This is a genomic window from Pontibacter qinzhouensis (assembly GCF_008017455.1).
Taxonomy (GTDB): Bacteria; Bacteroidota; Bacteroidia; order Cytophagales; family Hymenobacteraceae; genus Pontibacter; species Pontibacter qinzhouensis.
The window spans coordinates 15,386-37,512 of the sequence record NZ_VRTY01000021.1 but is presented as its reverse complement, the minus strand read 5'-3'; the positions used below and the strand labels follow the sequence as shown (position 1 = coordinate 37,512).

Below are 22,127 nucleotides of genomic sequence, written 5' to 3'. Positions count from 1 at the left end.
TATCAAGACAAAAAGAACTAAGACTCCAGCAATACAACAGCTTCACCCCGAGGTCACAGCAATAGCCGCAACGATGTAAACTTAGTACTACTAAACCAGTAGAGTCTGGCTCAAAAGAGTTCTTAATAGAGGATGAAAGAGAGCTATTCACCAATTCGCTACTACCGCATTAATAGGTTAGCATAATTCAATCAAAACGAGTAGCGATTCATTTACAGGAAGCCCCTACTTATTCACAAATAGCAATACCGTTGCGCATGACCATACTCAAAACGTTTTCGCTTACCCTCCTCTTTTGCTACCTGTTTGCCGGCGCCACCTTGGGCCAACGGCAGATGGAATACCTGAACAGAGGCATCGTAGCCGTTAAGAACCCCAATAACACCGTTTATGTTGGCTGGCGTTTACTTGGTACCGAACCAGAAGAAACAGCCTTTAACCTCTACCGGAAAAGCGGCAACAAAAAACCTGTCAGGCTTAACAAGCAACCCATTACCAGCAGCACGAACTTTGTAGACACCAAAGCTGACCTCAAAAAGGAAACCAGCTATTTTGTAAAGCCTGTGCTGCAAGGCAAAGAACTGGCAGCCTCAGAAACAGCCGTAGTATGGGAGCAAAACTACCTGAGCATTCCATTACAAACGCCAGAAGGCTATACCGCCAACGATGCCTCCGTTGGTGACCTGAACGGCGACGGCGAGTATGAGGTCATTATTCATATGACCGGCCGCAGCCGCGACACTCCTTCCAAAGGCTTTACCGATGAACCTATTTTTCAGGCTTATAAACTGGACGGCACCCTCTTATGGGAAATTAACCTTGGCAAAAACATACGCGAAGGTGCACACTATACCCAGTTTATTGTGATAGACATGGACGGCGACGGCAAAGCAGAATTTGCCTGCAAAACAGCCGATGGCACCACCGATGGCAAAGGCAAGGTTATTGGCGACGCATCAAAAGACTGGCGTGATGCCGATGGCAAGATTCTGCAGGGGCCGGAGTTCTTTACAGTGTTCAGCGGCGAAACAGGCGAAGCCTTGGCCACGGCCGACTACCTGGTGGGCCGGGGCGACTTGTGTGGCTGGGGCGGCGTAGGCGGCAACGGTGGCAACGACTGCTCCGGCAACCGCTCCGACCGTTTTCTGGCCGGTGCCGCTTACTTAGATGGCAAGCTCCCAAGTGTGCTTATGTGCCGTGGTTACTACGGCCGCAGCGTTATCGCCGCCTGGGACTGGCGCGATGGCAAACTCACTTCGCGCTGGGTATTCGACTCTGAAAACAGCAAAAACCCTTTCTCGGGCCAGGGCAACCACAGCTTAAGCGTGAACGATATAGACGGTGACGGCAAAGATGAGATTGTGTACGGTGCCATGGCAGTAGACGACGATGGCAAAGGCATTTACTCCACCGGCCTGCGCCACGGCGACGCCCTGCACGTGAGCCGCTTCGACCCAACTAACCCCGACCAGCTGGTGTGGGGCGTGCACGAAATTGAAACAGAAGAAGGTCTTGCAGCCGAAGGGTATGGCGTGGCACTGTTTAATGCCCGTACCGGCGAAATAATTTGGGGTGGCGAAGAAAAAAGAGACGTAGGCCGCGGCATGATAGCCGACCTGGACCCACGTAACCCTGGCGCTGAAATGTGGTGGAATGGTAGTGATGGACTCTACAATGTAAAAGGCAAGCGCATCAGCAAAGCACCTACATCTGTTAACTTCGGAATCTGGTGGGATGGTGACCTGCTACGCGAAATCCTGGACCGAAATTTTATAGACAAGTGGGATTACGAGAAAGAAGAAGCCGTGCGCCTGTTCAGCGCTGAAGGCTGCAGCTCCAACAACGGCACCAAGGCCACTCCTGCTCTTAGCGCCGACATACTAGGCGACTGGCGCGAAGAGGTAATGTTCCGGACAGAAGACAGCAAAGAATTACGGATCTTTACCACCACCATCCCTACCGAGCACCGGCTCTACACGCTCATGCACGACCCGCAGTACCGCCTGAGCATTGCCTGGCAGAACGTAGGTTACAACCAGCCGCCACATACCAGCTACTTTCTGGGCCACGGCATGGCCAAGCCGCCAAAACCAAACATTATAGTTAAAACCCCGGCAGCGCAGTAGAAAAACCAGCCTTAACCACAACCAGCAGTAGCAGCAATGGCATACCACCTGGCACTGGTACTACTGGAGAGGCGTTAAAATATAGTGTCGTTTTTTACCTGCGAGAAAAGTGCCTGCAGCACATCGGGGTCAATAGGTTTTTGCAGAAAGCCACTTACGAGGGTATACAAGCCTGCTTTTGTCTCATCTTCCGGGTCGAGTGAGGAACTGAGAATATAGATGTGGCATCTGCCATAGAGGTATTGCTCATAAGGCCTCAGCGCATCCAGAAATTCCCAGCCGCTCATTTCGGGCATGTGCAGGTCGAGCAGCACCATCTCTGGCACATCGGTCTGGGCATGCTTTGTTAATGTTTCAAAGGCATCTGAAGCCGAGGCAAAAGTTGAGACAGAAGTGGCTTCGTCCTCCTCCAGCAAGACCTGCTCTGCCAGAAAAGTACTTATCTCGTCATCATCTATAACAAAAACTTGCATGTTTATCAGTTTAAACTAATTATAAATTTGGTTCCTACGTTCAATTCACTTTCAACTTCTATGCTGCCTCCCATCGCTTCTACATGCGACTTAACCAGAAATAGCCCAATGCCCCGGCCATTAATATCAGGATGAAACCGGCTATACAGCTTAAACATTTCTTTCCCTACTTTTTTCAGGTCCATGCCTAATCCGTTGTCGGCAACAGACAGCACTATTGTATTTTCGGGAGTACTTGAACCCGTAACGACAACATCTAAAGCCCTGTCTGCCGACCGGTACTTAATGGCATTGGAGAGCATGTTGTAAAAAACACTGTACAGATATGCTTTATCTGCCTGAATAAACAAATTTCCGGTAAATCTGTAATGAATATTGCCTGAGCAGGCTATGAGTTGGTCCTGCAACGCTTCTTCTGCCTGTTGGCAAACCTCCTTTACATTAAGCAGAGCAGATTCTGGTTTATGATTTCGTGCTGTAAGAATGGTGTTAACATCTTTTAAAGTACAATCGAGCTGCATAATGCTTTTTTTAAGGTTGAGCAATGCTTTATCGAAGGCTATGTCATGTTTATCTACCCTTCCCATCAGGTTAGTAAGGCCAAGGGCGTTTGCAACGGGTGCCCGCAGGTTATGCGACACGATGTAGGTAAATTGCTGCAGGTCCCGGTTCTGCTTGTAGAGGTCCTGCGTCATTTTCATCTGCTGTACTTCTGCCTGCTTGCGCTCTGTTATATCTGTTTGTATGGCAATTAAGCGCAATACCTGCCCATTTTTATCTTTCACGGGAGTTATTTCTACCAGAACCCATTTTTTCTCACCGGACTTAATGTAATTTAAAAGCTCCATAGAAACGGGTAACCCCATTTTTAACTTGTCCTGGAGCTCCTGTATCTGCGCTGCATCAGAGTCGGGGCCGGCTAGAAGCTCACCCGGTACCTGCCCGAGCACATCAGCCATTTCGTAACCGGAGAACGTGCAGAAAGCCTTGTTTACCCACTCTATTCGGCCATAGGCATCCATTATAATAACGCTGTTGGTTGTTTTGCTGGCCACCAGCGAGAGTTTCTTCAACTCCTCTCTAAACCTGATTCTTTCGGTAATATCGGTCTGGATGCTGATAAAATTAACAACCTTGCCAGCGTCATCCAAAACAGGTGTAATATCTACAGCCAGCCAAATTCTGCTACCCGATTTCTGATAATCAAGCATTTCAACAGAAACCGGCAAGGCGTTGCTTAACCGCTCCCCTATCAGGCGAACCGAGTTGAGATTTGTTTCGGGACCGTGCAGGAAATCCTGTGGCCTACGGCCCATAACCTCGCTTTTGTTGTAGCCCGTAAGGGTGGTAAAGCCATCGTTTACCCACTCAATGCAGCCACTGGCATTCATAATAGTAACGCCGTTAGATATCTTGTTGGCCACTAACGACAGCTGCTTTAGCTCCTGCTCTGCTTCTTTTTTATCAGTAATATCAGTTAGAATGCTAATAAACCTGTTAACCTTGCCGGTAGTATCCAGGATCGGGGTTATGTTCACCGCCAGCCAAATTTTTTCGCCAGATTTATGGTAATCGAGCATCTCTGCTGATACAGCCATGCCCTTTACCAGGTGTTCCCTGATGTAGTTAACAGTTTCGAGGCTGGTCTCCGGCCCGTATAAGAACTCACCCGGCGTTTTGCCAACCACTTCTTCCAGCGTATAGCCGGTAAGTACAGCAAAGCCTTCGTTTACCCATTCTATGTGGCCGGTAGCATCCATAATGTTAACGCCATTTGTTATTTTACTGGCCACCAACGAAAGCTTTACAAGTTCCTGCTCTGTCTTTACTCTATCAGTAATATCAGTAAAGTAAACAGAAACGCCTTCTTCAGACGGGTACATGGCAACTTCTAACCACACATCTGCCTTTTGAATGAACGTTTTATAATAAACTGTTTCACCTGTTGTTATGGCTTGTTGGTAATAAGGTATGAAACCGCCTGTATTTTCTTCCGGGAAAAATGTCAGAATGTCTTTTCCCAGGCAATCTTTCCGGTTAAGTTGCAGCAGCCGCTCTGCTTCTTTGTTTATATAGTTAAAGTTCCTGTTTTTGTCGAGTACAAAAAATGCGTTTGTAATGCTTTCGAAGATCGTGTTCAGCTTATTAGCCTGCTGCTGAATTGTTTTCTGCGACTGAATAATGTCTGTTGTATCTTTTAAAATACTGTAGATCCCGACAACTGTATCGTTTATAGTAACAGGAACTTTGGTAATGCTAAAATTTCGTCGGCCTTTGTGGTCAAAACCTATTATCTCCGTTTCGAGATCGTAGCTAACCAGCTTTCCATCAAAGGCTTCCAGGTGTTTTTGGTAGGTATAACTTTTCACATCCGATGGCAGGAAATCGAAAATTGAGTAGCCCACGAACCCACCTTTGCTAAGGCCGAAAGCGGTTAAAAAAGCCGGGTTTGCATCGAGTATCTTGCCTTCGCGGTTCTGGTAATACACCAGGTTCGGATTATTCTCGAACAGAGAGCGGAAACGTTGCTCGCTCTCCTGCAGCTGCAGCCGGTTCAGCTTTTGCTCTGTTATGTCGCGCGAGCTAATGGCAATGCCTTTAATGGCCGGGTTATTTAACTGGTTGCTGGCTTTGGTTTCGATCCAGCGCCAATTTCCATCTTCCGCTTTAAATCGAAATTCGAGAATCTGAAGATAATTGCCTGTGTTAATCTGAGAGAGCCCCTCCTGCACTTTTTCCAGGTCATCGGGGTGTATTAAACTTAAAGCGTTTTGCCCCAGCAACTGGCTTGGCAAATAGCCCAGCACATTTTTCGTTGATTCGCTAACATACAGGTAAGTACCTGTGGCATCCAGTAACCCGAGCATATCGGCACCGTACTCGATCAGCGACCTGTAGAGCTCGTCTTTTTCGCGGAGTTGCTGCGTAACCCGTTTTTGCTCGGTTATATCACGCCCGATGCAAAAGTACAGTTCATCTTCTTCAGACCAGACAGTAGACCACTGCAGGTGCACCTCGTGGCCGGTTTTGCTCAGGTAGCAGTTCTCGAAATAACTTTTCTTAGCTTTTTTAAAGATATCTTTTGCAAAAGAACGGGTGGCCTCATAATGTTTAGGATGAATAAAACTGAAGAAGTTCTTGTTCTCCAGTTCCTCCCGCTCATAACCCAGAATTTGCTTGCAGATGTCATTTATCTGGTAAATTTGTCCTTCTTTGTCAATAGCACAAATCAGATCAAGAGAAAAATCAACTACCCGACCTAATACGCCACTACTCTTATTACTCTCCATTCCATAACAAATTAACCCTGAAAAAGCTGCTGTCTTTTTAAAAATAATAACAGAAAAATGCTATTAAATCTTGAACTTTATGATAAATCTAGTCGATCGTATGGATATATACAAAAGCATTTTTTAAAAAATTCAATTTAACTGCAAAGTATTCTGAAACAGTTAACTATAAGAATAATTTTTTTTAGTTATTTTACCTCCAGCAGCGCTCTGTACTTCCAAAACGTTGGTTTTCTGCAAGTACCTCTGCCAGGTAAATGATTTCTCCTGCAGCCAGTATTATCTTTCTGACTTTGTAATCAGACATCTTTTAGAAACAAGACATAAGCATGAGGGCACAGGACAAAAGGTTTTCTCCTTCTGCTGAAATCTGAACAGCAGAAGGAGAAAACCTTTTGGAGTAGTCTTTACTTTCAACTTAAAGACACATACAACAGCTACGGCAAAATTAAATTATTCGAATGAAAAGTGCCTCCAAAAGGATTTTGGTTCAAATAATGCCAAGGGTAAACAAGATATTTGAAAATTGCAGACCAGAAAAAAAAGTACAAAATCTCCTTCAGTAATCTACAAATCTACTTACTTCCCGCTGCTCAGCAGGCTCATCGACTTTACAAGGTTAATAAATTCTACCCGATAGCCTTCTTTGTCTTTGCCTCTGGCACCCTCTGCTAGTTGCAGGGTGGAGGCAAAAGTGGCATTGCCTTTAAATTCAGAATCGCGGAGCAGCATGCCGAAAGAGGCAACAGCCGCCGAAAACCTGAAATTATCGGAGGTGTTGGGGCCTGCTATAACCTGCTGCTGCACTGTGTGTTGCAACAAGCTGCTTTTATCGCCGTCGGGGTGCTTGTAGCGCAGTTTCAGTGTTAGTAACTCACCTGTGTTGGCTGCAGCCGTGGTAGCTGGTGCTTGCTGGTATTTCAGGGCATCTACAGGGGCTGGTGTAGTTGTAGCAGTGCCAGCTCCTGCAGGTACAATTTCGTAAAGTGCGGTAACGGTGTGGCCGGCTCCCAGGTCGCCGGCATCTTTGGCATCGTTGTTGAAATCTTCGTTTTTCAAGGCGCGGTTCTCGTACCCGATCAGGCGGTAGGCATGCACGTTGGCCGGGTTAAACTCCAGCTGCAGCTTAACATCTTTGGCAATGGTAAAGAGGGTGCCGCCAAACTCGCTCACAAACACTTTTTTTGCCTCCAGCAGGTTATCTACGTAGGCATAGTTGCCATTGCCTTTGTTGGCCAGAATCTCCATTTTAGAGTCTTTGTAATTACCCATGCCGAAGCCCAGCACAGTTAAATAAACCCCCGATTTCCGTTTCTGCTCTATCAGGCGCTCCATGTCGGCATTGCTTGAGGCTCCTATGTTAAAATCGCCATCTGTTGCCAGAATTATTCGGTTATTGCCTCCTTTTATAAAATGCTGCTGTGCAATGGCATAGGCCAGCGTTATGCCTTCGCCACCGGCTGTAGAACCTCCGGCGTGCAGGTTCTCGATGGCCTCCAGAATTTTTGCCTTTTGGTTACCGGGGGTTGGCGCAAGCACCTGCCCTGCTGCCCCGGCATACACCACAATGGCAACTTTGTCCTGAGGCCGAAGCTGCTCCACCAATAACTTAAACCCGGCTTTTACAAGCGGCAACTTGGCAGGCTCATCCATAGAACCCGACACATCTGCCAGCAGCACCAGGTTAGAGGCCGGCAGGTTTTCTGCCGGTATGCTGCGGCCCTGCAGCCCGATATGCAGCAGCTGGTTTTGCGGGTTCCAGGGGCAGGCAGAGAGTTCTGTCGTAACAGAAAAAGGTTCCTGGCCTTGGGGCTGCGGATAATCATAGGTAAAGTAATTTATAAGTTCCTCTACTCTGACTGCATCTTTTGGCGGTTTCTGCCCCATATTCAAAAAGCGGCGCACGTTGCTATAAGAGGCATTATCAACGTCTATAGAAAAGGTGGAGAGGGGGTTACGGGTGGCTTCCAGAAAGATGCTTTCGTGCACGGCATCGTACTCTTCGGTATTGAACCGGCTTGTTACTACCATTTCGGAATTTTGCTGTAGAACCGGTGTGGTATGTTTAACGGGTGCAGGAGCCATTACCTGCATTTCGGAAATTGTTCCGTGGCGCGTTACTTTGCCTTTTCGGCTCTCGTAGCCGGTTACCACCACCTCTTCGAGCAGCCTGTTGTCGAGCTGCAGTTTTACGTTAACTTCGGTGTGGGTACCTATCTTTACTTCCTGCGTTTTAAACCCAATAAAAGAGAATACCAGCATGTTATGGTTAGCAGGCACCACCAGCTTATACTGTCCGTCCTGATTGGTGGTGGCGCCCACCTGCGCGCCCTTAACCGAAACGGTAACACCCGGCAAAGGTGCCCCATCATCGGCGGCAGTAACCTTACCTGTTATAATTCGGTCTTGTGTCTGGAGCGCAAACACATAGCCGCCCAGCACAAAGAGGCTTAGCAGCACGGCGAGAATAGAGGCATGTCTGATCATAGTCTTAGTTTATATGGTTTGTAAAAGGATGCAGCAAGCCCGGTGTTTCCATAAAAAAACAGGATTTTTCTTTCGGAAAATTTTCGTTAGGTTACAACCACGATTCCTGACAGCTTTTGCCGTGTGTCCTTTGATATCCGTACAAGTGTAAAACTGGCTTTACTTATAACCTGCTTACAACCAAAGCTACCGTTACAGCTCCATGTTTCTAAAACTGTTCTCCAAACCTACGCCTCCAAGCGACCTGGAGCTGGTGCAAAAGTACCAGCAAACCGGCGACATGCGCGCCATGGGAGAACTCTTTGAGCGTTACACGGAAATGGTGTACCTCGTTTGCCTCAAATACCTGAAAGATGAGGACGACAGCAAGGATGCCACCATGCAGGTTTTCGAAAAGCTGATCGAGCTTCTGAAAAAACACCAGATAACCAATTTCAAGAGCTGGCTGCACGTTACCACCCGCAACCACTGCCTGGTACTGCTGCGTAGCCACAACACTAAGCAGGTGCCAGTAGACGACAAAACAGCATTGCTTATGGAATCAACAGCTTTGCTGCATCTTGTAGAGGAAGACCAACAGGAAGCAACCCTGCAGCTGCTGGAAAAAGGACTTACAGAACTGCCTCCTGAACAGAAAACCTGCCTGGAGCTGTTTTACCTGCAGCATAAAAGTTACAAAGAGATTGCCCTTATAACCGGATGTGAATTACCCAAAGTGAAAAGCTACATACAGAACGGCCGAAGAAATCTTAAAATTTACCTGGAGAACCATCATGAGCAGCCATAAAGAGGAACTGATTTGGGGAGGCGCGGAGCACCCCACGCTGGAGGAGCTGCGCCAGTACCAGGAGAACACCTTGCCTTCTGCTGAAAGCCTGGAGGTAGAGCAGCACCTTCTTACCTGCGACATCTGTACAGATGTGGTAGATGGCATGGTGCTGGCCGATCGTGCCACTACCCGCAATGCAGTCCACTCTATCAACTTCCGGCTACAAAACCTGAAACAGCCCAAAAAGAAACGTCGGTTGCCAGCTATGCCCCTCCTCGACTGGCGGGCTGCAGCTGCCATTGTGGCTCTGCTGTGCTCTCTGGCCCTGGTTATTTATTACCAGTACACCCAATTCACGAAAGAGCGCCCTCCGGCCGTAACTGTGGCAAACAAGCCAACTGAGCTATCGCCAGCTGCACCTGCACCGCTTTCTGAGGAGTTGAGAGAAGAGGTTTTTGCACCTGAACCTGCAGCGGGTACTGAAACCCCGACTGCGCCTGCCACTGTTGGTAAGCAAGCCCCCTTCTTGGCAAAAAAAGAACTTAAAGTAGAAACAAATACGTTAAACACTCTCGATTTCAAACCTCTGACAACTCCACCTGTGGCTGCGACAAGTACCAAGCTGAAGGAAGATAGCACGACCACCAGCCAAGCAGGCTTCCAAACCCAGGCAGCACCAGGAGCAACTGTGGCAAAAGCTAGAGCAGGAGAGAGTTCAAAGCTGGCAAAGGTACCTCAAAGCAGTAAATTAGCAGGCAGGGTATTATCAGAGACTGGAGAAGGTTTGCCTGGCGTAACGGTAGTTTTAAGAGGCGCCAATACTGGTGCTGCAACCGATCTGGAAGGTAACTTTACGCTGCCAGCACCCACCGATAGCGGAACGCTGGTATTTAACTACATTGGCTACGAAACAGCTGAAACAACCATAGATGCCACTACCTCTAATCTGCAGATCAGTTTGTTCCCCAACACAAGCGCCTTAAGCGAGGTAGTTGTAACGGGCTATGCAACAGCAGCAGCAACACCAGCCACTATGGTAGCACCTCGGCCTGTTGGTGGCACCAGTGCGTTTAACAAATATATTAAAGCTAATTTGAAGTATCCTGAGGCAGCCAGAGCAGCTAACATAAAAGGCAAAGTAGTGGTTGCCTTTACCGTGCTGCCAAATGGCCAGATAGCTAATTTACAAGTTACCAAAAGCCTGCACCCTGCCTGCGATGCCGAAGCCAAACGCCTGGTGCAGCAAGGCCCGGCCTGGCAACCCGCCACCAGCAATGGCACCCCCACCTCCCAACAGGTAAAAGTGACGATCCGGTTTAAGCCGTAGCCTGTTTGGCTCTATGTCATTTATTCTTTAACCCACGGAAATAAGCATAGAAGTAGTACATACAAGTTAAAAATTCGCCTCTTGTATAACCTCGAACCAAAAAATTGTGATAGAAGAATATTCTTTGTTGTTACAATAGAGCCGTACCGCCCTTCCGTTGTGTGCACTCCAATTATTCAAATAAAAAGAGCCTCCAGAAGGTATTTTGCATGAACTTGTCTCAAGGGTAAGGAGTTGCCCGCTCTGCTAAGACCTCTCTGTTTCTGCTGCAGTTTCGTGTATTCGTAAACTGTTCAAGGTGAAGCCTATAATCCCCACATCAACCCTTTAACCATTAAACAATTTAACCATTCAAATTATTCAAATAAAAATGCCCTTCCGAAGGCAAACAAGGCTTTCAGAGGTCAAGGGTCTGGGTCGGTTTAATAGTAAAAAGCAGCAGACCAGGAACCTCCTGATCTGCTGCTTTTTACTTTACTCCTGATTTAGAATGGCAGGAGCTGAAAATACGTGTTTTTGAGTTAGTACCCTGGGTTCTGCGTTACTTCTGCATTGTTTAAAAGCAGCGCATTTGCCGGAATTGGGCGTAAAATTTTAAAGGCACCATCTTGCCCCAGGAACGGATCAAAGCCACGGTTGTACCAGTTTCTGATATCTCTGTTGTACTCACGGGTACGCTCCATCAGGGTTCCGGTGCGCTTCAGGTCGAACCAGCGGTGGTACTCACCAGCCAGTTCACGGGCTCTTTCATCTAGTATAAAATTAATGGTCACATCAGCAGGTGTAATGCGCATGGCTTCTTCGGCACCCGGTTTTGCGGCTCTTCTTCTTACTTCGTTTATGCGGGCAGCAGCTGTTCCGTTATCACCTAGCTTAAAATAAGCTTCTGCCGCAAGCAGGTATGTTTCGCCGAGTCTGGCCAGAAAAATATCGCGGGTACTGGTGGCACCGCCGAATACAGAGCGAGGGTCGTCGAACTTTTTAATGGCAGGTGTGGCATTATCCAGAGCCGTGCTGTTGTTGGCTTCCCAAACTGTAGAGTAGGGTATAACTTGTGCCCCGTTACGCCGATCAGGGTTTGCCGCACGCCAGGCCGCGATATCGGCAGCAGAGTTAGCCCACTTGGGAGCGTAATAAAAGCGTACGTTCAGGGTGTTTCGCTCCGCACTCCTGTCATAATAATCGTAGTAGCGTTGGTAGTACTCGATCATGAAAGTGGCATCGAAGCGGGCATCGTTTTGCGTGAACACATCGAAAGTATACATGGTTGGCACCAGCCTGAAAGCACGTTGCGGATACCCTTGTGCTGCTCCCTGACCGCCCATATAAGGTCCGTACCAGTAGTTCTGGCTATTGCCTGTGTTCTGAGGGTTCGCCACCGACCCGGCATCGTACTGAATAGAAAACAGGATTTCAGGATTCCGCTCATTACCCGGGAAGAAGAGCTCTTCGAACGAGAGTGCCAGCGATTGTCCGGCAATGGCGGCATCAGCAAACTGAGCAGCCTTGGCAAAATCGTCGGAGGCAGCAAAGGTCTCGTAGCCACGGGTCAGGTGCGCCTTGGCCAGGTAGTGGCGCACCGCACGTTTGGTAACCCGGCCAAACTCAGTTGTAGTTTCAGGCACCAGGTCCAGCGCCTCCGTCATTTGATTGATAACAAAGGTATACACCTCCTCGGCTGAATTTCTGGAAAAAGCATCTTCGGGGGCAGAGAAACGGTCGGTAACCAATGGCACGCCACCAAACTGCTGCACCAGCAAGAAGTAGTGGTAAGCTCGCAAAAACTGCACCTCTCCCTTTCTGATTGCCAACGTAGGGGCAGCAGCTGTTCTTTCGTTAAAATAGAGCGCATTGTTGCACACCTGAATACCGGCATACACCCTGCGGTAAAATGTTTCTACGTTCGAATCTTCCGGGTTCAGTTCGCGGTATTCGCTTATACCTTTGGGCTGAGCATCGCGCCCCTCCACATACATGTCGGTGCCGGCTGCAAACAACCAGGGGTCGGTATACACGGGCCTAAGCGATGCATAAGAGGCATTTACTATTTTATCGTATCCTTCAGCGGTGGCAAAGTAAGCATCGGCCTCTATGTTCGACCGGTTCTCCTCCTCCAGAAAATCTTTGCAGCCTGCCATAACAACCACTGCCATCAGCAGACTAAGTATTTTAAACTTCTTCATGTTGCTCAATTAAAATTTTACGTTTACACCAAACTGGTAAGTAATAGTGCTTGGCCCGGTGTTGTTCAGGTTACCATTTGTGTTATTGTTTACATTAGTGGTAGTTCGGTCAAGGCCGTCTGCATATTCTGGGTCAAACCCGTCGTATTTTGTAAACACAAAGGGGTTCAGCACATTGGCATATACACGCAATGCTTTTACCCTGATGCGCTCCAGAACAGGTGCAGGCAGGCTGTAACCCAGCGAAATGTTCTGCACTTTAAAGAAGGAGGCATCGCGGTAATAACCTACCAAGCCCCAATAGTCGCCTGGCCGGCCTGGAAGCGGATAAGTATTAGAGGCTCTTGTGGGGGTAACACTGTTGGGTGCCATATAATAATCTACATCGAGCTTGTTACGGCCGCGGTCGCCCATGTTTACAAATTCTGCATGGAAGGGGCTGTATACCAACTGGCCCTGGCGCCCAAACATAGAGGCAGACAGGTCGAAGTTCATAAAGGTTAGCTGCGTAGAGAAACCACCAATCCATTTCGGGTCTTTCTGACCAATAACGGCTCTATCGTTGTTATTGATAACCTGGTTGTCATCGATGTCCACGACTTTGGCCTGGCCCGGAATTTGGCGGTATACCTCTGCCAGGTCGCGCTCGTTTTCCTGCCAGATGCCATCAAAAATGTAGGTATAGTTCACGTTAATCGGCTGACCGATAAACCAGGCGTTACCCGGCATATCTTCCTGCCCACCCAATAGCTCTACAATTTCGTTTTTGTTTCTGGAAAAGTTAAAGGTAGTTGTCCAGGTTACTTTACTTGTCGATACGTTTACTGTTCGTAAAGACAGCTCCACACCAGTATTTTTTACGGAGCCTATGTTGTCAATAACATCAGGGTATCCATTCTCCAAAGCAATTTGTCTTCTTAATATTAATCCATCTGAAAGCTTATTATAGACATCGACGCTACCGGTAACTCTGTTATTTAAGATACCATAGTCCAGGCCTGCGTTAACTTCGCGGGTGCGCTCCCAGCTAAGGCCGGGGTTAGGCAACTGATTGGGTGTATACCCTAAGGCCACTGCACCTCCAAAGTCATAGAAGGTAGGGCTGCTAAGGTTCATTTGAGTACCATAAGGGTTCACGTTATTGTTGTTACCGGCATAGCCCAAACTCACCCGGGCCTTTAACTCCGAAACCAGCGAGACATCCTGCATAAAGTTCTCCTCAGAAATTCTCCAGCCCAGACCTACCGAAGGGAAAGATGACCACTTGTTGCCAGTAGACAATTTAGATGAACCGTCCCAGCGGCTGGCCAGCGTTACCAGGTACCTGTCGTGGAAGGAGTAGTTTAACCGTGCCATAAACGACATAATAGAGAACTCGCTATAGGCACTGGTAGAGCGCTCCCGTGTAGTGGCCGTTTCGAGGTTATTGAAGGAGGAGTTGAAAGGCAAACCGCTCACCCGGTTAAAGTTAGACTCAAACTGATCGCGCTGTATACTGTGCAAGCCCGTAAAGGTGAAACTATGCTCGTTGATCTCTTTACGTGCTGTAATAATGTTATCCATAATGTAAGAGAAGTTCTCCCGACGCTCTAGTTCTGCAGCAGCTGCCTGTAAACCACGCGATTCTGTTAAAGGGCCCCAGTAACGCCCCTGGCGGTTAAAGGAGACACTCGGCGAGAAAGTAGAGCGCAGGTCGAGCCAGCTAACCGGGGAGTATTGCAGGTACAGGTTACCAACCCCGAAATAGCGCCTGGTGTTGTTCACCGAGTTAGCATTGTCTATCAGGGGGTTTACAGAACTTGTCATACTGGTCACGTTGGTCGTGCCCGGAATCGGGATCTGCCCTGGTCGGAAAACCAAGTTCCCGTCTGCATCATAAGGCGAGAAAATAGGTGCCATCCTGAAAGCGTTGGTAACGGCAAGATCGCTTCCCCGCTCAATTTCAGAAAGAGAAAAGTTAAAGTTAACCCCCGCAGCCCATTTGTCGCTTATTTTATGATCAACGCTGGCTTTAAAGTTGTAGCGCTCAAAATTATCGTTTACGAAATTGCCTTTCTCGTTCTGGTAGCCAGCACCAATTACGTACTGCATGTTGTTTTCGCTCATGCCGGCAACTGTTATCCAGTGGTTGTTCTGCCTACCGGTCTGTAGCACCTGGTCGCGCCAGTTGGTATAGTTTTTATCGGCTATAAGTTGGGCTATGGCAGGGTTTTCGGCACCGCCTATGGTACTCGGATACGCATTATTGCCGGCAATTAATTCAGGAACAATAAAGGAGTTCTGCCTGAACTCCCACCACTGGTCGCCATCCATAAAATCGGGCATACGCGCTACCTGCCGCACACCGGTATAGCCGTCGTACGAAATAGAAGTTCCGCCTTTCACGCCGGTTCCCTGTTTCGTTGTTACAATTACCACCCCATTCGATCCGCGAGAGCCATAAATAGCTGTTGAGGCAGCATCTTTCAGCACGTCCATTTTGGCGATATCCTGCGGGTTCAGGAAGTTGATATCCGGCACAATAACTCCATCTACCACAAAAAGCGGCTGTGCATTGGCAAGCGAGTTCTGGCCTCTGATCTGTACACTGAAGTTAGCACCTGCACGACCAGAACCAGAAGAAATATCGACACCGGCAACCTGCCCCTGCACACCTTGCAGCGCATTTACGGTACCTCTTTCTGCAATGGCCTCACCGGTTACACTACCTACCGCCACCGACACATCTGCTTTATTCTGAGTACCATAGCCTACTACTACCACCTCTTTAAGCGCTTTTACGTCGGGGGCCATGGTTACATTTATGGTAGTCCGGTTCCGAACCGGTACTTCCTGTGATGTATAGCCCACATACGAGATAACCAGTGTAGCATTGCCATCGGGCACTGCCAACTGGTAATTGCCATCTATGTCAGTTGCAGTACCCAGACTTGTTCCTTTTACCTGTATAGCAACACCAGGTAAACCATCGTTATTATCGCCGGTTATTTTACCCGTAACCGTTACACCGGTCTGTTTTAGAGAATTAAAAAGGTGCAGATTAGCTCCGGGCTCATGGGTTTCCCGGGCAAGCACTGCAGCCTGCGTGGTTACTGGCGAGAGCCCAAGCAGGGGCAGTACCAGAAACGCATAGTGCGCATAGTGTACTCGTTTCTTCATGTTTAAAGGTTTAAGTTTGCTCTTACTATCTTTTTTACAATTTCAAAACTCATATAATTATAATTTAGCAGCTTCTTGATGTCAGCAATTTAGTTCTCTGATCACCCTGCGCATTGCTATAACTGAATATACAGACTTGATGTTAGCACATTAAAATCTAATTTTTGTTTAGATAAATATAACCAAATCTGGAACAAGATTTACATTAACTAACTACTATTTGTTATTTAATTATCCGAAGGTTTTTAAATAATTTTATATTTGACTAATCACCATCGTTTTAGATTATCATCAGTTTAAAAAGCCGCTCTCATACGACTAAACCCACAACAGTATTATCCAATTTTACACAAATCTAGGGTTTAAGATACATTTATATATCCTGTAGTAACATGCAGTATCCTGCAGGTTACCCTTACAGCAGCCTGATTTAAAAGAAATGAAAGATGATAATGGCTTAACTTATTAGAAATTTCACATTAGCAGCACAAGCCTGGCAGGTGAGTGAATCTGAAAAGGCGGGTGAGGCATTGTGCAGCTGAAAAAGTATGTATGTCAGTCTGTTGCCTTGTTGTGAGGTTCAGCGCTCCTTCAAACAAAATATTACCACACCGGTCGCTTTCCCGTTCCGCACGACGAAGTACCTGCAAGGAAGTTCTGTCGAATTGGTCATAGCGGTCTCAGTCTTAGCTTCTAAATTATTCAAATGAAAACAGCCTCCGGAAGGTTTTACATCAGAATTTTGCCAAGGGTCTATCAGACATGTTTGCCTTACATGTACTTAGTCATTAGCTCCTTTTTTATGAAACTCACCTGTATGTAATAAATTATTCTAATGAAAATGCCCTCCAAAAGGACTATCATCGATTTTGAGTCAAGGGCAGTTATTGGTTAAGAATCGAAAGCTATAAGTTGAAAGATGAACTCAATTAACAATTCAACAACCAGCAATCAAATTATTCAAATGAAAATACCCTTCCAAAGGTATTTTAGCCGATAAGATGTCAAGGGTTTAGGTAGCAGAGTATGAGGCAACACTTAGTAATGTGTATGGTTAACGACGGTGTTTTTCAGGTAGTCGAGGTTCTTCTTACTGTCTTTGTTGCTGTAACTGGCTTTACCGGAACCATACACGCGCAACATGCCACGGCTCAGAGTTATTACTTCTTCTGCCCCTCTGCCCATAAAATCGAACATATGGAAAACCGGGTCCGGGAAGTACAGTTCGCCTGCTCCCTGCTTGTTGAGCCTGAACTTAAACCAGAAAAGCTCATCATTGCCATACCCGTGCCAGTTACCTTTTACAAAATCGGGGTTGCCGTTGATGGGGTTGCCAGGCCACTTTTTCAGGAGGTTGCCTTTGTTATCGAACCAGTAGAGTTGGCTGGAAAGGTACGGCTCATTTACCTGCCTGTTGCCGTAGGTTCTGCCGCCTACCACCACCTGCGGCCCCGGCACCTGCTCCAGAAAATTGCCGACCTGTACCTGCTGGGCATGCTCCGCTACCTGCTGCCAGAGTATTTCGCCTGTCATGGCTTTGTACACAAACACGCCGGTTTCGCTGTTGGCTGTTACAATATCCAGGTTACCGTCGCCGTCCACATCACCGAACTTGTAGCTGTCGGCGTGGTCGTGGTTATCGTTGAGCAGGGCGAAGCGGTCCCATATTTTGTTGCCTTTTGAGTCGAGCAGCAGCGATCCGACCAGCACCTCATCTATGCCGTCTTTGTTCAGGTCAACCGGATATACATAGTGGCCCAGGTTATCTTTTTTGCGGTTCTCGGTGTGCTCCCATAGCTTCTTCAATTTATCGGTGTAAGCGGTAATTTTAATGGTGCCGCCCATGTCGGTAAACACTACGATATGGTTTGGCTCGCCTTTGCTGAGCTTGCCGATGGCCAGCCGGAAGTTGTTGTACACGTGTGGCAGCGGCTGTGTGGGCCATTCTGTTTTGCGTTTTATTTTGCCGGTTTGTCCGTCGGCTATTACCAGCCACTCCTTCCCCTCCAGCTGCCGCCAATGCACTACCTCGGCTTTTCCATCTCTATCAAAATCCCAGAGCACGCCCGGCGCTTCGAACTCCGAACGTTCCTTGGTGAACTCTTCCGGCGCTTTCCACGACCAGAGTTCTTTGCCGCTGTGGTCGATCATGTGAGCCGAGTAATCACGCGTCAGCACCAGCAGATCCGTCTGGCCGTCGCCGTTTACATCACCAAACTTTACAGCATTCGATTCCGGTATTTTGTACTCCTTCAGCAGCTTTACTTCCTCGTGCAACTGGTACGGCCTGATGTCTTCCTCCGTCAGGTTTGGGTTCTTGCTCAGCACCAGCACATCTACGGCAGCACCTCTCTGTATGCGGGTAACTTTCACCACAGCTGTACCGGCTTCTAAGTTGAAGGTGCCGCCCCGCTTCCACGCTAAATCTCCATTACCAAAGGTCTCCGAAGTTACCTGGTCATTCACCGCCACCTTAAAAGAAGCATTGCCTTCGCCCTGGCTCCTGACAAAGAGAAAGTACGTTCCTGCTTCCGGTACCTGTATTTGCGTGAGCAGGTTGGTCGGAGAATTCAGCCGGATAGCAGTGTTGTTAAAAAGCCACGGCACCTGCAGCATACCAGCATCCGCGATGATATCTCCCTTGGGCAGATCATACAAAAAATCAGAGGCAGGTATGATAAGTGTGGCAGGCAATTCCTGCTTTTGCTCAGAATTTATGATTTGCTGCTGCTTCAGGGAAGCCTGCACTCCTAACAGGGAGCTAAAGGCAAATGCGGCAAGAAGTATCTGCTTTCTTTTCATAAGTAAAATGGGTAAAGACCTCGCAGCGCGCACAGCTCCTATGAGTGTCTTGGTAGCTACGGAAAATTCGTCTGAATCAGAATTTCAAGCATGAATTTAACAACTCCACACATGCCAACATGCCGCAGATTCTGATTCAGACCCTTGACCAGAAATGGTACAAAAAGCTTTGGAAGGCCTATTTTATTAGAATAATTTATGGAGCTTCACCAGATTAATAGTCAAAAAACACATGTATCGGCATAAGAACTCCATAACGGCCAGAGGCCGCAGAATAGCTGGCACGAGCGAGGACGTTCGCGCCATGGTCATTTTGAAATTTTAATTTCTAATTAGACAGAGCTCTAGTGCTCTTCCAATTTAGTTTTTCGAATTAAAAGCCCAGCAAACGTGCTTTCTCTACCTCATTTCTAATTTTTAATTTCTAATTTTTAATTTGAAAGAGCACTCGTCCTCCTATTCACTCAGTCACCATTTCAAAATTGCTTCGTAGTCCACAAGACGCTCGCAGGTCTGAAAGACGCTGCGAGGTCTGTGTGGTGGCAGCTACTTTTTTGCCTGCCCCTGGGCGGTGGTGACATAAGGTGTAATGGTTACCGGACCGATCAGGCCGGAGGCCATTGGTTTCCATACGGAGGCATCGAAAGCTTTGTAATCAATGTTCACGAAGTTGATTTCATGGTACTTGCGCCACTCCAGCTTTTTCTGGTCCATGTCGCGGATGCGGTTGGCCATGAGGTTCGCTACTTCTACTTTCAGGGTGTTTTTGCCCGGCTTCAGGTACTGCCCCACCCTCGCCTGGAACGGGATGCTCCACAGGTGCCCTACTTCCTGATCGTTAACCCAGACACGGGCACTTTCGCTTACCTTGCCCAGGTCGAGCACATATTCTCCGGCATTTTTGGCTGGCAGATCGAACGTGATGGTGTACTCTCCGCTTCCCGAGAAGGCTTCTGCTTTCTTATCTCCCAGTTCGGTCCAAGACACCAGCTTCGTCAGTTTTTTATCGGCTGGTACTTCGGGGCCGCCTTTTGTGAAGTGCAGGTTCCAGTCGCCGGTTACGGCAATAGGTGCGCCTGGCTGCTCCAGGTATTGCCAGGCCACTAAACCAGGGTCAGGAGCATTGGTAGCTTTCAGAATCAAAGCCTCGCCAGATTTTAGCTGCACCCGCACATTGGTCTTGTTATTGGTTGAGGTAGATTTTGACAAACCAGCCTTACCGCTTTGCGGGTCCATGATCACTACCGACTGCGCCTTCATATTCAGCGGAATAGTGGTGTCGATGGCTTTGGGCGTGTGGTTAACAAGGTAATAATATTTACCGCCTTCTATCTCTCTTCTGATAAATTTGAGGCCGGTATCGGTCAGCGTTTCCCGTTCAATGTCTTTCAGCTCCAGCGCCTGCTGCACGTTTTTAGAGAGCAGAATCTCTCCTTTACCGGCTTTAAACTGGCGTACACCTTGTCCGGCATCCGTAAAAGTGAGGCTTTGCACCAGTTGCTCCAGCTTTTTGCGGCGGTTCTCCAGGTCCTGTAACCCCGGCACATCGGTTGGCAACTCTTCGAGCACTACCGTGGCACCCTCTTTTGCCAGGGCAATTACCCGCTCAAACGTGGTTTCTGACATATACTTGCTTTGCGGCACGATCAGCACCTTACGTGTAGGCGCACCCGAAGCTGTTACGATCTGCCCGTTGTTCACCTTCGCCTCCTGCAGCATTTTATCCGACACAAAATCAAGCGAGTAGCCGGCATCCATGAGCTGCTGCGATTGCTTGTAGAACTGTGTCGGGTGCAGCCACTCGTCTATGTCGTGCACTTTTATGAGCATTTCCATGCCTTTGGGGTTGCTCCACACATCGTGTATCGGCCAGTACATGAGCAGCTCGTTATCAGCCTTACCCGACTGCAGCACCGACTGCACCCGCGCAATATAGTTGTTAAACGCCCCGAAGTGCGACCAAAGGCTATTGGCTGGCGTCAGGTTAAGAGAAGCATAAAACAACCAGCCCGGCCAGGCAACATCCTCCGGCGAATAGGTTACACCGTGGTAGAACACATGATTCACACCCGATAGAAACACCTGCTCCACCTCCGGCTTCATCTGCGAATAAGACGTTTTAAAATGCTCGCCCAGCCAGGTAAAGGTTTCGCTGGAAGTCAGGTTCTTTCCGGCTACGTGTGCGGCCGATGAGGCAAATTTCAACATGATCGGGTCCGGGTCCACGTTGCGCACATCGGCACTGTCGCGGCGCAGGCCCGGAATCGGGAAGTAGCTGGAACCGAACGTTTCGCACTCCGGAATGTCTACGGCGGCATACAGGTCGAGCAGGTTGCCGGGTGAGCCGTGCGACTGATTTTTGGTGAAGCTCTTGTGCTGGTGCGCCCAGTTGTTCCAGGTCTTATAGAAATTATCGTAGAGCATTTCGCTCATGGTTTCGCGGTAGTCAGCTTTCAGCCTGGCCACCCGCTCCGTCTGCTCTTTGCTAACCAAATCCTTCAGGTAAAGGCGCAGGTCGTAGCCACGGCGCTTCTGAAACTCTTCAAAAAAAGTAGGCGACCAGTTGGCTCCGTACACTTCGTAGCTGTCGTTGTAGAAGGCTCTCACGCCGTGGTTGCTCCCTCCGAAGGCTTCCGTAAAGGGCTGCAGATAAGCGTTCACAGCTTTGTCAGAAAGGTGATCAAGGGTATAGCCTACACCGCCTGGTGCAGCACGTTTTACCATTTGGCGCGTTTTGCCATTAAAGGCTGCATATACCGTCCAGGTTCCGGATTTTGGAGTCCAGTTCAGTTTGCCATCTGCGGTGACCTTATCTGTTATGTTCAGCGTTTCTCCTTTCCCACTGTAGGCCATCACTGCCTGCAACTGCGGGTTCAGCTCCTGCTGTTTTGCTTCCTGCACCTTTAACGTCTCCTTTAAAGTCTGGCCAGCTTTCAGAGTGTAGGTCTGCACAATCAGTTTAGCTGCGGCAAATTCCGGCTTCACCTGGGGCCCGCCAAAAGGCCAGCCGGTTCCTTGTGTCAGGTCCACGCCCATGTTCAGGTTGTTGGCTTTCTGCACGGTATAGTCGAGCATGCCCATCCATTTCGGCGACAGAAAATCGATGTAGCGGCTCTCGTGGTCCATAGCTCCGTAAATAGGTGCAATTTCCACACCTCCCAGTCCAGCTTCAGCATATTGGCTCATCTGCTTGTCGATGTTCTGCTCGTCTACGGCACTGCCCATCCACCACCAGCGGGTCCAGGGCTTGTTTTCGCGCTGCACTTCCGGCCAGGCATTTTCCGCCTGTTGGTTACTGGCCGTGACTGTGTCGGCAGAGGCAGCAGGTTGCGACTGGCGGCAGTTGGTGAGTACTGCTCCGCAAAGCGCCAGCGTGAGGAGAAGTTTATTTTTATGTATCATTTGTAAGATGTTAGATGCTAGATAGTGGATAATAGACTTTTTTGTCTTAACCAGGATTACAAAATTAAGTGGATACAAATTAAATCTATCGGGTATACCCTCGGCCAAA

General features: G+C 48.3%; 10 protein-coding genes. 3 read left to right on the top strand and 7 right to left on the bottom strand.

Features of this window, described 5'->3' with window-relative positions:
* Positions 1-257 precede the first annotated feature (257 nt).
* Positions 258-2,126 (top strand): rhamnogalacturonan lyase, encoded by a 1,869-nt coding sequence (locus FVR03_RS07425; protein ID WP_187270079.1) that lies wholly within the window; start codon positions 258-260, stop codon positions 2,124-2,126.
* Positions 2,127-2,200: 74 nt separating this feature from the next.
* On the opposite strand, the gene FVR03_RS07420 is transcribed toward FVR03_RS07425, so the two are convergent.
* From FVR03_RS07420 to FVR03_RS07410, 3 genes are all read right to left on the bottom strand, one after another.
* Entirely contained in the window at positions 2,201-2,599 is a 399-nt protein-coding gene (locus tag FVR03_RS07420) for a response regulator (RefSeq protein WP_147921109.1), read from the bottom strand.
* 5 nt (positions 2,600-2,604) lie between these two features.
* Positions 2,605-5,889, bottom strand: a complete 3,285-nt coding sequence (locus FVR03_RS07415) for a PAS domain-containing sensor histidine kinase (RefSeq protein WP_147921108.1) — start codon at positions 5,887-5,889, stop codon at positions 2,605-2,607.
* Positions 5,890-6,468: 579 nt separating this feature from the next.
* Positions 6,469-8,376, bottom strand: coding sequence for a vWA domain-containing protein (locus FVR03_RS07410; protein WP_147921107.1), 1,908 nt, complete (start codon positions 8,374-8,376; stop codon positions 6,469-6,471).
* Positions 8,377-8,578: 202 nt separating this feature from the next.
* Here FVR03_RS07410 and FVR03_RS07405 point away from each other — a divergent pair, with 202 nt between their 5' ends.
* Complete coding sequence (locus tag FVR03_RS07405; RefSeq protein WP_147921106.1) at positions 8,579-9,163, top strand: RNA polymerase sigma factor; 585 nt, start codon at positions 8,579-8,581, stop codon at positions 9,161-9,163.
* On the top strand, positions 9,150-10,472 hold the full coding sequence (locus FVR03_RS07400) for an energy transducer TonB (RefSeq protein WP_147921105.1): 1,323 nt from the start codon (positions 9,150-9,152) through the stop codon (positions 10,470-10,472). The genes FVR03_RS07405 and FVR03_RS07400 overlap by 14 nt, the downstream gene beginning before the upstream one ends.
* A gap of 521 nt (positions 10,473-10,993) precedes the next feature.
* Here the strand turns inward: FVR03_RS07400 and FVR03_RS07395 are convergent.
* From FVR03_RS07395 to FVR03_RS07380, 4 genes are all read right to left on the bottom strand, one after another.
* The gene (locus FVR03_RS07395; protein WP_147921104.1) at positions 10,994-12,655 is read right to left on the bottom strand and encodes a RagB/SusD family nutrient uptake outer membrane protein; all 1,662 of its coding nucleotides are present in this window, start codon (positions 12,653-12,655) and stop codon (positions 10,994-10,996) included.
* Positions 12,656-12,664: 9 nt separating this feature from the next.
* Positions 12,665-15,814: a SusC/RagA family TonB-linked outer membrane protein gene (locus FVR03_RS07390; protein WP_147921103.1), complete on the bottom strand. Its 3,150-nt coding sequence runs from the start codon at positions 15,812-15,814 to the stop codon at positions 12,665-12,667.
* Between the two features lie 1,038 nt (positions 15,815-16,852).
* A complete protein-coding gene (locus FVR03_RS07385; RefSeq protein ID WP_147921102.1) occupies positions 16,853-18,616 on the bottom strand; it encodes a hypothetical protein in 1,764 nt (587 codons plus the stop codon).
* 546 nt (positions 18,617-19,162) lie between these two features.
* Positions 19,163-22,018: a glycosyl hydrolase gene (locus FVR03_RS07380; RefSeq protein WP_147921101.1), complete on the bottom strand. Its 2,856-nt coding sequence runs from the start codon at positions 22,016-22,018 to the stop codon at positions 19,163-19,165.
* Positions 22,019-22,127 lie beyond the last annotated feature (109 nt).

Excerpts from the sequence above, each read along its gene's own strand:
- FVR03_RS07415 (WP_147921108.1), bottom strand. The coding sequence starts at position 5,889 with ATGGAGAGTAATAAGAGTAGTGGCGTATTAGGTCGGGTAGTTGATTTT.
- FVR03_RS07400 (WP_147921105.1), top strand. The coding sequence starts at position 9,150 with ATGAGCAGCCATAAAGAGGAACTGATTTGGGGAGGCGCGGAGCACCCC.
- FVR03_RS07410 (WP_147921107.1), bottom strand. The coding sequence starts at position 8,376 with ATGATCAGACATGCCTCTATTCTCGCCGTGCTGCTAAGCCTCTTTGTG.
- FVR03_RS07395 (WP_147921104.1), bottom strand. The coding sequence starts at position 12,655 with ATGAAGAAGTTTAAAATACTTAGTCTGCTGATGGCAGTGGTTGTTATG.
- FVR03_RS07425 (WP_187270079.1), top strand. The coding sequence starts at position 258 with ATGACCATACTCAAAACGTTTTCGCTTACCCTCCTCTTTTGCTACCTG.
- FVR03_RS07420 (WP_147921109.1), bottom strand. The coding sequence starts at position 2,599 with ATGCAAGTTTTTGTTATAGATGATGACGAGATAAGTACTTTTCTGGCA.
- FVR03_RS07385 (WP_147921102.1), bottom strand. The coding sequence starts at position 18,616 with ATGAAAAGAAAGCAGATACTTCTTGCCGCATTTGCCTTTAGCTCCCTG.
- FVR03_RS07405 (WP_147921106.1), top strand. The coding sequence starts at position 8,579 with ATGTTTCTAAAACTGTTCTCCAAACCTACGCCTCCAAGCGACCTGGAG.
- FVR03_RS07380 (WP_147921101.1), bottom strand. The coding sequence starts at position 22,018 with ATGATACATAAAAATAAACTTCTCCTCACGCTGGCGCTTTGCGGAGCA.
- FVR03_RS07390 (WP_147921103.1), bottom strand. The coding sequence starts at position 15,814 with ATGAAGAAACGAGTACACTATGCGCACTATGCGTTTCTGGTACTGCCC.